The organism is Ruminococcus sp. AM42-11, assembly GCF_003480145.1.
Taxonomy (GTDB): Bacteria; Bacillota; Clostridia; order Lachnospirales; family Lachnospiraceae; genus Blautia_A; species Blautia_A faecis.
This window is the reverse complement of record NZ_QUIO01000033.1, coordinates 1-12,327: the sequence shown is the minus strand read 5'-3', so window position 1 is coordinate 12,327 and position 12,327 is coordinate 1. Positions and strand designations below refer to the sequence as shown.

Genomic DNA, 12,327 nt, shown 5'->3' with positions numbered 1-12,327 from the left:
AAAGGAAATTTTGAAAAGGGAGCATTACGGAAACACAGAAGAATACTGTGGCAAGATGGTTGGAAATTTTAAAGAAGGAAGGAATCCTGAGAGAAGAGGACGGCAGACTATCGCGTACCGGGAAGGAAGTGGCTGTACCGGAAAAAGCTGGAGATGCGGAAACGTATTTTAAGAAACTGAAGCCGTATCTGAAGCATATGGTTACTGGGAATGAAGTCCCGCTGGACGTATTCTACCAGAAAGAGCCGGCTTTGGCTCCGAATATGCTGCTTCGGAGGATTCCGGGCTGCGAGGAAACAGTGGAAAGACTGGTGCAGGGATTAAGGCTTCTGGCAGAAGAACGCAGAAAAGAGCCACTCCAGATTATAGAAATTGGTACAAGGGACACTGCAATTACAAGACAGTTTTTGAATGCACTGGAAGATGTAAGCGTGGCTTATACATATGCGGATTCTTCAAAATATTTTCTGCAGGAAGCAGAGAAAGAACTTGCGGGATATGAGAGAGTCGAGTTTGAGATGCTGAATCTGGAAGAAGGCATGGATAAGCAGCAGATGTCCTTGCATAGTTATGACGTTGTGATATCGGTAAATGCTTTACATAGAAATATTGATGCTGCGGATGCGGTAAAGAAAGTAGCGGAATTACTGAAGCCAAACGGAATATTGCTGATGACTGACCTTGTGGTAAGGACATACCTTCAGGAACTTACAGCGGCTTTTTTGGAAAATGGTTTTGCGGATATTCAGGACAAGAGAAAAGAAGCAGGGCTGGTTACCCCGGACTGCCTGCTGTGGAGAGAATGTTTATCAGAGGCAGGATTGGGCGAAGACTGTGCTGTGACAGAGAGATATGGAAGATGTATATGCTGCAGCAGACAGCAGGCGTCTGTCCTGTCCTATCATAATGGAGCACTAAGGGAATATCTGTCAGAAAAACTGCCGGAGTATATGGTTCCACAGAACTATCATTTCATGGAGCAGCTCCCAACATTGTCCAATGGGAAGATTAACAGGAAGCAATTGCGGGAAGATTTTAAAGAAGAAACTGCGGTTATCCGATTTTCAAAGGCAACGACAGAAACAGAAGAAAAGCTTTTAGATATCTGGAAACAATTATTTGGATATGAAAATATCGGAATTGAAGATAATTATTTTAGCCTTGGGGGAGACTCGCTGATTGCCACAAGGTTGATCTCGGAAGTACAGACAACCTCGGCTGCAAAATAACGATCAGTACGATTTTTGAAAATCTGACCGTAAAATCTCTGGCAAAAGCTATTGAACAGTCCGAACAGAAAGAAGAAGATACACTGCAGATCAAACCGAATCTGGAGGAAGCATATCATTCGTTCCCATTAACCGATGTGCAGTATGCTTACTGGCTTGGCAGAAGCGGATTGTATGAATTGGGAAATGTTGCAACACACTGTTATTTTGAACTGGATGCAGACGGCCTTGATACTGAGTGCGCAGAGACGGCATGGAATCTGTTGATACAGAGGCACGGGATGATGCGTGTTATTATCCAGCCGGATGGTATGCAGCGCATACTGGAGAATACTCCCCAGTATCATATTGACGTGACGGATATCCGACAATTGGAAGTGACAGAAAAAGAAAAGGCATTGGATGAAAAACGGGCAGAGATGTCTCATCAGGTAATTCAGACAGATGAATGGCCTCTGTTTGATGTGCGAATCACTAAAATAGAGGACCAGAAGCATAGAATCCATATCAGTTTTGACAATATTATCTTTGATGGCTGGAGTATGTTCCATCTCTTAGATGAGTGGGCAGAAGTATATCGAAATGGAAAAGCGGAAATGTCGATTACTTTGTCTTTCCGGGATTACGTGCTGGGACTGGAGCAGATAAAGTCTACCTCTGCTTATGAGAAAGATAAAAAATATTGGGAAGACCGGGTGGAGACTTTTGCGGACGCACCGGATCTGCCACTTGCAAAGAACGAAAGCCAGATTACAGAGCAGCGTTTCTGTCGCCGGAGCGCAAAACTGTCACAGAAAGAATGGCAGTCTGTAAAAGACGCGGCGGGAAGACTGGAGGTAACGCCTTCTGTTCTTTTGATGAGTGCTTATGCGGAGACTCTCCGCTTGTGGAGCAGTAATAAGGATTTTACACTTAATCTGACGCAGTTTGACCGGAAACAATTGCATCCGGAAGTGAACAATCTGGTTGGAGATTTTACAACACTGACATTGCTGGAGATAAAGAATGCAGGGAATAATTTTGCGGAAAGGACAAAGGCAATTCAGAAGCAGCTTACAGAAGATCTGGAGCATACAGCTTATGGCGCGGTTGAACTGGAGCGCGAATTAAAGAAAAAGACTGGAAATATGCGGGGCGCTATTATGCCGGTAGTGTTTACCAGTGGTCTTGGCGTGGAGCAGTGGAATGAAGGAAAGTGGCTTGGAAAACTGAACTATAACATTTCACAGACGCCGCAGGTGTGGCTGGATCATCAGGTGGTTGAAATGGATGGCTGTTTATGCTTGTTTTGGGATTCCGTGGACGAATTATTTTATCCAGGAATGCTAGATGAGATGTTCCGGGCATATACCGGCCTGCTTCATACGCTAGCAGTTCATCCGGAGATCATGCAGGAAAAAACGGCAAGTCTGGTAACAGCGGAAATTTCAGAAAAACGGCGTCAGGCGAATGAAACGGCGGCTGAATTTGAAGAGAAAACGTTGGATGGATTATTCTTGGAGTCGGCAGACAAATTTCCGGATAAGGAGGCGCTGGTAACGTGCAGCAGGCGGATGACATATCGGGAGATAAAAGAAGAAGCGTTTTACATTTCCGGGCAGTTGCAGAGCATGGGAATAAAAAAAGAAGAGACGGTAGCTGTATTTATGGAAAAAGGGTGGGAGCAGGTAGTTGCTGTTTATGGAATCATGTTTGCCGGAGCCGCATATCTTCCGATAGATATCCATAATCCGAGAGAACGAGTTGAAAAGATTCTCCGTGATAGTGGAACAAGAATCATTCTTGTGCAGAATCAGGCGTATGATCAGGATACCGAATGGCTGCACGAGTGGGATTGTATTTCTGTGTCTGAATTAAAAACCGATTCTGAATACAAAGCACAGGAGAATAAGGCGGGAGACCTTGCGTATGTAATCTATACGTCGGGAACAACCGGGATGCCGAAAGGAGTAATGATTACTCACCATAATGCAGTGAATACGATACTGGATATCAATGCACGCTATCAGATTACAGAACAGGATACGGCGTTTGGAATCTCCAATCTTCATTTTGACCTGTCTGTTTATGATGTTTTTGGCATTTTAGGCGCAGGTGGGAAATTGGTTCTTCCGGATCCGGAATATGGAAAAGATCCAGCGCATTGGATTCACTGGTTGAATCATGAGAATATTACCGTATGGAACAGCGTGCCAGCTTTTGTAGAAATGCTGGCAGAATATGAGGAATATCAAAGGCAGGTAACTTCACAATCGCTGCGGTTAGTAATGATGAGTGGTGACTGGGTTCCTGTTTCACTTCCAGGGAGAATCCGTAATCTGTTCCAGAATGTTGAGATTGTTGCTCTTGGAGGAGCAACAGAAGGCAGTATCTGGTCTAATCATTTCGAGATTCCAGAGGTTGTGCCGGAAGATTGGAAGAGTATTCCGTATGGGAAACCGCTTGCAAACCAGAAGTATTATGTTCTGGATCAGAATATGGAAGATTGCCCTGACTGGGTACCGGGAACACTTTATATTGCCGGAGATGGCATTGCACAGGGATATTTAAACGATAAAGAAAAAACAAAGGAAAAATTTGTTGTCTTAGATAGAACTGGAGAACGGCTGTATTGTACCGGAGATATGGGACGGTATTGGAATGACGGTAATATTGAATTTCTTGGAAGACTGGATAATCAGGTGAAAATCAATGGGTATAGGGTAGAACTGGGCGAAATTGAAACTTTTATGAATTGGATTCATGGTGTAAAAATAAGTCAGGTCGTAAATATTAAAGATAATAAACTTGTTGGATTTTACGTTTCGGATTATGAAATAAACGAGACCTATTTTCAAAATTATTTGCGTGACTATTTACCCAAATATATGATTCCACAAAACTTCATCGCTCTATTAGAAATGCCCACAACGAAAAATGGGAAAATTGATAAAAAGGAACTTAAAAGAAAGGCAATAGAGTTTCAAAAGACTTTTGAATCTAATAATCGAGCAATGACAAAGGAGGAGAAAGAATTTAGTGAAATATGGAAGGAAGTATTGAAATGCCAAGATGTAAGTTTGAAGGACGATTTCTTTTCGAGTGGAGGAAATTCTCTTAAAGCAATTACTTTGGCAAATAGAATAAAAGAGAAATATATAATAGAAATCACGATAAGAGATGTTTTGGAGTTTCCAATAGTAGAACAATTATCAGAGTTTGTACAGAAAAAAGTAAAAGATAATAGTAAGAAAAGTGGAAGTAATATTGTAACTTCTATAGAAGAAGGATTTTTTTAGAAAGAAGGAGAAGAAATGACAGCAGAAAAAATTATTTTAAAATACCAAGAAAAAGGTGTGAAATTATTTTTGAATGAAGATAAGCTTCAATTTAGTGGCCCGAAAGGTATCATTGATGATGATGCGCGAAAAGAACTACAGGCTTACAAAGATGATATTATTACCTATTTAAAATCACACAAGGGTCAAGTTGTATGCGATAAAACCCAAAGATTTTTGCCGTTTGAAATGACAGATATACAAGTAGCATATGTAATAGGACGAAACAGAACTTATCAATATGGTGGAATTGGATGTAAAATTTATGCAGAATACGAATTTCCTAAACTTGATTTAGAAAAATTGGAAAGAGCATGGGAAAATGTTGTGAAAAATAACGATATGCTTCATGCAGTGATTAAGAATAATAAAGAACAACAAATATTACAGGATTACGAAGTACCGGCTATAGAAAAATGGAAAATTGAGGATATTTCACCAGATGAAAGAAAAAACAAATTAAATGAAATCCGAGATAGATTGGTAATGAAACAATATAAAGTTGGAGAGTGGCCGTTATTTGATTTGGAAATATCTGAATTAGAGGACGTTACAATTTTACACATTTCGCTAGATATGTTAATTGCGGATTTCTTGAGTATAAATATTATTGTTGACGAATTGGAGGATAATTATTTTGGTGATAAAAAGAAGACTTTTACGAAAGAACTGTCTTTTAGAGATGTAATTGTTTATGAGCATAATAGACAAAAGCATCCACAGTATTCGGAAACCATGAAAAAAGATAAACAGTATTGGGAAGAGAGAATTTCAACAATGCCGGAAGCTCCAGATTTACCGGTTAAAGAAGATTTAAAAGATACCTCTATTCGTCAATTAAATACTTATATTGAAAAAGAACGCTATTTGGAGTTACAGAAACTGGCAGATGATAATAATATCACTTTATCTGGACTGATTTTAGCATGCTATGCAGAAGTATTAGCATACTGGTCAAATTCGAAACGATTCAGCATTAACGTTACTATGGCTAATCGTGAGCAAGTGCATCCAGATATTTATAGCATCATAGGGGATTTCACAAAAATAAATATTTTGGAGATATGTCAAGATTATAATTTGTCATTTATACAGAGAGTACAGTTTATACAAAAACAGTTATGGAATGACATGGAACATATGTCGTATAGTGGCATAGAAGTGTTAAGAGAGATGACAAGATTAAAGAAAAAAGAAGTAATTATTCCATATGTGTTTACAAGTACACTAAGCATGGTTTCACGAAAAGAGAGTACAAATCATAAAGGAAACTTAATTTATAAAATCAGTCAGACTCCGCAGGTTTTAATAGATTGCCAAGTAATGGAATATAAAGAAGGAATATTAGTAAATTGGGATGTTAGAGAAAAGGCTTTCCCTAAAAAAATGATTGAAATGGCTTTTAGAACATTTTCTGAAATGCTTATTTATACTGATACTCAAAATATGTTGGCAGATAAAAATGTAATCAAATTGCCTTCTGATATGAAAGAAATTAGAAAAAAAAGGAAGTCAACTATCCATATATTCCGCAACTTCTCCACGAGGGATTTTGCGAAAGTGTGAAGAAATATCCTAGTAAAATTGCGCTGTGTTCAAATGGTAAAGAGTATACATATAAAGAACTAGGTGAATATGCTACATCTGTAAAAAAGGAGCTCCTTAGAAAAAATATAAAGACTGCAGATATCGTTGCAATTGAGTTAAAAAAGGGAATATGGCAGATTGCGTCTGTTTTAGGAGTCCTTTTGGCAGGAGGAACATATTTACCTGTGGACATAGGACAACCAAGAAATAGAAAAAATAAAATAGAATTAGATGCCCAAGCAAAATTTATTATCACATCGAATAAAAACATAGATTTACTGGATTGTGCGGAAAAAATTTATGTAGAAGATATGGTGGTTGCGGATGCTCTGGAAGTAGAAGTACTTAATACAAATACCAATCAGGCCGCATACATAATATATACGTCCGGTACTACAGGAAATCCAAAAGGCGTTGTCATATCACATGCATCGGCAATGAACACAATTAATGATGTGATAAGACGGTATAATATTACAAAAAATGATAGTGTGCTGGGAATTTCAAATTTAGCTTTTGATTTATCAGTTTTTGATATTTTTGGAATATTTGCAGTTGGTGGGAAACTGGTGCTGCCAACCGATGAGAAAAATGTTTCGGAATGGGGAACGCTGCTTTTAGAAAACCAAATTACTATTTGGAATTCTGTTCCGGCACAAATGCAAATGTTGTTATCATATTTGGAAGCAGAGAAAAAACGCAAGGTAGAAAAATTAAGACTTATTATGCTTTCTGGGGATTGGATTCCTGTACAGCTTCCTAAGAGAATGAAACAAATATTTGGTAATTCGAGGATGATTAGTTTAGGTGGTGCTACAGAAGCAAGTATATGGTCGATTGCGTATGAAATTAATCCTGATTATGTATATGAAAAAAGTATTCCTTATGGAATACCGCTCTCAAATCAAAAATTTTATATTTTGGATGATGAAATGAGAGAATGCCCGGATTGGGTAAAAGGAAGGATTTATATAAGTGGAAAAGGCTTGGCACTTGGATATTTTAAAGATGATTCTCTTACTTGCCGGAAATTTGTATTCCATAAAGAGCTAGAAGAACGTTTATACGACACTGGTGATATGGGAAGATATAGAACAGATGGTGTTATTGAATTTTTAGGGCGAGAAGATTATCAAGTAAAAATCAGAGGACACCGAGTGGAGTTGAATGAAGTGGAATCTGTTATAAATCAGTGCGAGGATGTAGAGGGATCTATTGTTGTTACAGCAACAGAAAATGACGATATAATAGGTGCTTTCGTACAGCCTAAAATAGAAAAAAGTGTTGTTGATAATACAGCAGAAATAAATGATATAAAAAATAAAAACAAAAGCTTCAACCAAGATAGCAATCTGTTTGAGGCAAATATCTTAGATTTTGCTGACTGGCTACATGCGTCTAATGAGACTGCAATTTATGATATGCTGGCGACCTTTTACAAAGTAGAAATTTTTACGGATCGAAACACATGGTATCCGATAAAAGAGATATTTAATTCATTAAAGGTGCATGAATATTATGAACCTTTGATTAGAAGATGGCTAAAGGCATTAGAAACGGAAGGATATGTTGTAAAGAATGACAAAAATCAGTATAGGATTAAGAAAGAGATAACAAGAGATTTAGCCGAGCATTCTTGGGAACAGTGGTTAAAAGTTGATTCTAAGGTACATTATAATGATTTAATGATGAATTTTTTTGGAGAAACGCGTACAAATTTATTACCTTTATTGCGAGGAAAACTGGATCCTATAGACTTATTTTTCCCAAAAGGAAGTTTTAAAGTAGCATTAGCAGCGTACAAGGATAATATTGTTAGTAAGTGTACTAATAGGGTTGTAGTTGAAGATATGCTGGTACTTGTAAAGCATTTCACAAAAAAATATCCACAAAAGCAGTTCAGGATATTAGAAATTGGAGCTGGTGTAGGTGGAGTGAGTATAGATTTAATTGAAGCACTAAAAATATATAATGTAGAATATTTATTTACGGACATTTCACGTTCATTTTTAAATGAGGCACAAGAGCGATTTAAAAAATATCCGTGGGTAAAATTTGGCTTATATGATATCAATATTGATTATTGGAAACAAGATATTCCAACATCATATTTTGATGTAATACTTTGCAATAATGTACTTCACAATGCGAATAATGAGGTAAAAGTGTTAGGGCAGTTTAAGGAAATAGCTGCTCCGAATGGAAATCTAATTATTATAGATGCCACAGGCAATAATTATGCATTGATGACATCGATAGAATTTCTGAATGGATTAAATGGAGTAGAAGATTTTAGAGCAGAAAATGAACAGATTTTTCTTCAGCAGGATCAATGGAATAAGTTATTCAAGAAATCCGACATAGAATTGTTGGCTGCGTTTCCGGAGGAGGATAGCACGTTAAAAGTAATAGGACAAACGGTCTTTGTTTGTAAATTTAATTCAAAAAGGCGAAGAATTGATCCAAGTGAAATTAAAAATTACATGGCAAATAATTTGCCGGAATATATGTTGCCATCTCATATAGAGGTACTGAAGGAATTTCCGCTAACTGCGAATGGGAAAATAGATAGAAATATTCTTAGAAATCATTTAGATGGAACATTAACACAGACAACTGAGCAAGGCGAGGCACCATCGACAGATTTAGAAAAAGCAATAGCACAAATATGGTGTGATGCTTTGAAAAAAGAAAAAATATGGAAAAATGAAAACTTTTATGAGATAGGTGGAGATTCACTCTTAGTCGCACAAGTTGTAGCAAAAATGAAAGAAAAGATAGAAGAGGCAAAAGCGTGGGATTGGGATAAGCTAATGATCGCTTTAATTGAATCACCAACTATTGAAGGAATTAGTAAAAAGCTAATGGAAGGTTTACCGTCAGAGGAAACGAAAGAAAAACAGGAAAGCTTAATAATTTTGAAACAGGGAAACAATAATAAAGCATTAGTACTCATACATGATGGAACGGGTACAATAAGTCCATATAATCAAGTGATTCCCTTTTTACATTCGACTGAAGGAAGCTTATTGGCTTTGCAGTGTAATGATATGGAAGAATACTTATCTGTTAAGCCTGAAAAATTGATACAATTCTTGGGTGAGAAGTATGCAAAAATATTAATTGACACAGAAAAAGAAGTCTACGATTTGGTTGGATATTGTATGGGAGGACTTATAGCACTTGAAACTGCTAAGATTTTGACGGAAGCTGGGAAAACAGTGCATTCGTTAATAAGCGTTGATACTACGCCTAGCAGAAGAATGGTAAATAATGAGCTACTGATGGAAAGAGCTTTTGGAATGATAATTGGAGCAGATACGTATAAAGTGGGGCATACAGTAGAGGATGAATTATTGAAAAGAGCAATTAAAGAATTAGGTGAAAAATATGGAGATAATGTTTCTAATGAAGAACTAGTAAGTTTGGAAGGAGAATTTTTACCTGTAAGTCAGTGCTATGGTAAACTCATAAAGAAGACACATGCTGAACGCTTATTAGAGCTGTATAATACACTTCCTGCGACTAAAGGAGAAACATCTGGTTATTCAAAGGAAAGATTAGATACTTTATACAAAGTGTTTTGCCACAGCTTTAGCGCTGTAATTATGTATGATGCAGGTATTTATGTAGGAAATGCGTTAGTATTAAGTTGTCGCAATAAAAATTCTTCTTTTTTACCAGTTGAACCCACGGATAATGAAAGATTTTGGAAAGAAGCCACAGTGGGAAATATAACATCTGAGTTAATAGAAGGGGAGCATTTGACCTGCATGACAGGTTCATATGCAGATAAAGTGGCTGAAAGAATATTGAAAGAAGAGAGGCTGTAGCAATTTTTGTGAAAGGAGTGATAAAAGCGTGAATAAGCTGATTGGAATATTAGGATGTGGAGGAGGTGTTGGGCAATATGTGGTAAATTATTTAAAAGGAAAATATCCGCTGAAATGTGGTCAGAGAAAAATAGTAAACATGAATGCGGATACAGATATAGAATATGTTCAAGTTGATGTGCGGAATAGGAAAGAACTAATAAAGTTTTGCCAAAATTGCAGTATTGTCATTAACTGCACTGGACCGTCATATTACCTTTCACGAGAGATAGCAAGTGTAGTGTGTGAGCATAACATTGATTATATAGATACATTTGGCATAGGCATAGATAAAGAAGAACTCTACAATTATGAAAGCACTATGATAATTGGTGCAGGAAGTTTCCCCGGATTATCGGGGATTCTTCCTGTATGGATAAGAAAAGAACAGCAGGAGAGTGAAATCAGGAGAGTAAATATTTTTGCCGGTGGTAACGAACATATAACAGCCTCAGCATGTGCTGATTTCCTTTTAAGCACGTTTTCTCAATTCGGTAAGATTGATTCATACTATTCACATCAACAAATAAAAAAAACAGAGAATATAACAGAAAGAGTACCATTAATTTTTCCGGATACAGCAGAAATAATGGAATATTTGCCAGACGAAATTTATTTGAGTGCGGAATATAGTAGAATTGATGAATTGCATTGGTACAATGTACAAACGAATTCAGAATATAGGAATATAATACAAGAAGCACTCTTGAAGTTAATGATTAGTCAAGAATATGAGTATGTCAATAGGCTTGCTGAAAATGTAAAAAGAAAACTAGAAAACAAAAGAGAAGAGAGCAAAACGTGGTATAGAATTTGGCTAGAGATAGAAACTGTTACTGAGAAAAAGAATTATGGATATGAGGCTTTGGACTCGTATAAAATTAATGGAAGAATCGCAGCATTTTGTGCTGAAGCATTATGTTCGGGAATATGTCAAAAAGGCATATATTGGCCATTTGAAATATTGGATGCAGAAATAGTCATGAATTCGTTGATAAATGAGGAAATACTAATTGGATTAAAGGAAAATGATAAAAAGATGCAAGAGCATGATTTGAATTACGAGGAGGGCGAATTGTAAATGGAAAAGAGACTTCGGATAATTGTTTGTGGGGTTGGATTCGGACAATTCTATATTAGAGCAATAGATAAAATAAAATGTAAATATAAACTTGTAGGGATTCTATCGAGAGGAAGCGAATGGTCGAAACAATGGACAAAAAAATATGGAGTAATTCTATATACAGATATTGATGAGATTACGAAAGAAAATGTGGATGTAGTCTGCGTTGTGATAAAATCAACTGTAGTAAATGGAGAAGGAAGCACAATAGTGCATTCATTACTTGAGAAAGGTATAAATGTGATACAGGAACATCCAATTGATATAGATGATTACATAATGTGTATTAAGATTGCTCAGAAGAACTGCTGCATGTATAGACTAAATACTTTTTATCCGCAACTTTCCAATGTAAAACAATTTATTTTTCTTGCAGGAAAATTGAGGGAAAAAAACGACGTGCAATATATTAATGCGGAATGTAGTGTGCATGTGCTTTTCCCGCTTATAGATATTTTGGGAAGAGCGATAGGCGGGTTAAGACCATGGAAATTTGAGAGAGTAGAAGAAACGTACAAGAATTCCCCATTTTGTATAATATATGGTTCGATATATAATATACCAATCTGTATAAATGTTCAAAATCAAATGGATCCAAGTGATCCGGAAAACAGCGTACTTTTATTTCATAAAATATCGTTATACACGGAATGTGGAAATTTAACTATGATTGGAACGAATAGTGATATTATGTGGGAACCACGTATACGAAAATGTATTGCTGCAGATGGTGGGTTTCATTTAGAAGCAGACGATGAATATTTAGATCTCCCAGTATATGAAGAAATGCACAATGACGAAGGAAAATGTTTTAGGGAAATGTTCAGTGATACATGGCCTGATAGTATAAAACTATTTTTGGAAGATTTTTATAGAGACTTCTATCTTGGAAAAAAAATGGACAGCAATGCCCAATTTTTGATATCTGTTTGTCAGGCATGGAAAGATTTGGGAAACAGTATAGGATCTGCTAATATTATACATGCATACACGACCAAACCTATTAAAATATCGGAGATTGTAAAATAAATAATTCAGATGTAATGATATTTATGAATCAAGAAGTCCCCTCAAAAGTGTTAAACGGATTTTGATATGCTACCCTCATATAGGACAATGAAATATAAAAGTCCTATATGGGGGTATTTTCATGTTCAGAAAGAGTAAGATAGAACCAGTAGAAAAAGTAAAAATAGTCG

At 36.6% G+C, this 12,327-nt stretch carries 6 protein-coding genes; all 6 read left to right on the top strand.

What is annotated here, in order from left to right; genetic code table 11:
* Positions 1-47: 47 nt before the first annotated feature.
* The 6 genes from DW904_RS24155 to DW904_RS16770 all read left to right on the top strand — a co-directional run bounded on the left by DW904_RS24155 (position 48) and on the right by DW904_RS16770 (position 12,157).
* Complete coding sequence (locus DW904_RS24155) at positions 48-1,229, top strand: class I SAM-dependent methyltransferase (protein ID WP_243110461.1); 1,182 nt, start codon at positions 48-50, stop codon at positions 1,227-1,229.
* Between the two features lie 179 nt (positions 1,230-1,408).
* Positions 1,409-4,507, top strand: coding sequence for an amino acid adenylation domain-containing protein (locus tag DW904_RS24150; RefSeq protein ID WP_243110460.1), 3,099 nt, complete (start codon positions 1,409-1,411; stop codon positions 4,505-4,507).
* A 15-nt stretch (positions 4,508-4,522) separates the two neighbouring features.
* Positions 4,523-6,112 (top strand): condensation domain-containing protein, encoded by a 1,590-nt coding sequence (locus DW904_RS24145; RefSeq protein ID WP_233441585.1) that lies wholly within the window; start codon positions 4,523-4,525, stop codon positions 6,110-6,112.
* A complete protein-coding gene (locus DW904_RS16780) occupies positions 6,109-9,966 on the top strand; it encodes an amino acid adenylation domain-containing protein (protein ID WP_243110459.1) in 3,858 nt (1,285 codons plus the stop codon). The genes DW904_RS24145 and DW904_RS16780 overlap by 4 nt, the downstream gene beginning before the upstream one ends.
* Positions 9,967-9,994: 28 nt before the next feature.
* The gene (locus DW904_RS16775) at positions 9,995-11,086 is read left to right on the top strand and encodes a saccharopine dehydrogenase NADP-binding domain-containing protein (RefSeq protein WP_117457270.1); all 1,092 of its coding nucleotides are present in this window, start codon (positions 9,995-9,997) and stop codon (positions 11,084-11,086) included.
* Complete coding sequence (locus DW904_RS16770; protein ID WP_118447377.1) at positions 11,087-12,157, top strand: Gfo/Idh/MocA family oxidoreductase; 1,071 nt, start codon at positions 11,087-11,089, stop codon at positions 12,155-12,157.
* Positions 12,158-12,327: the final 170 nt, after the last annotated feature.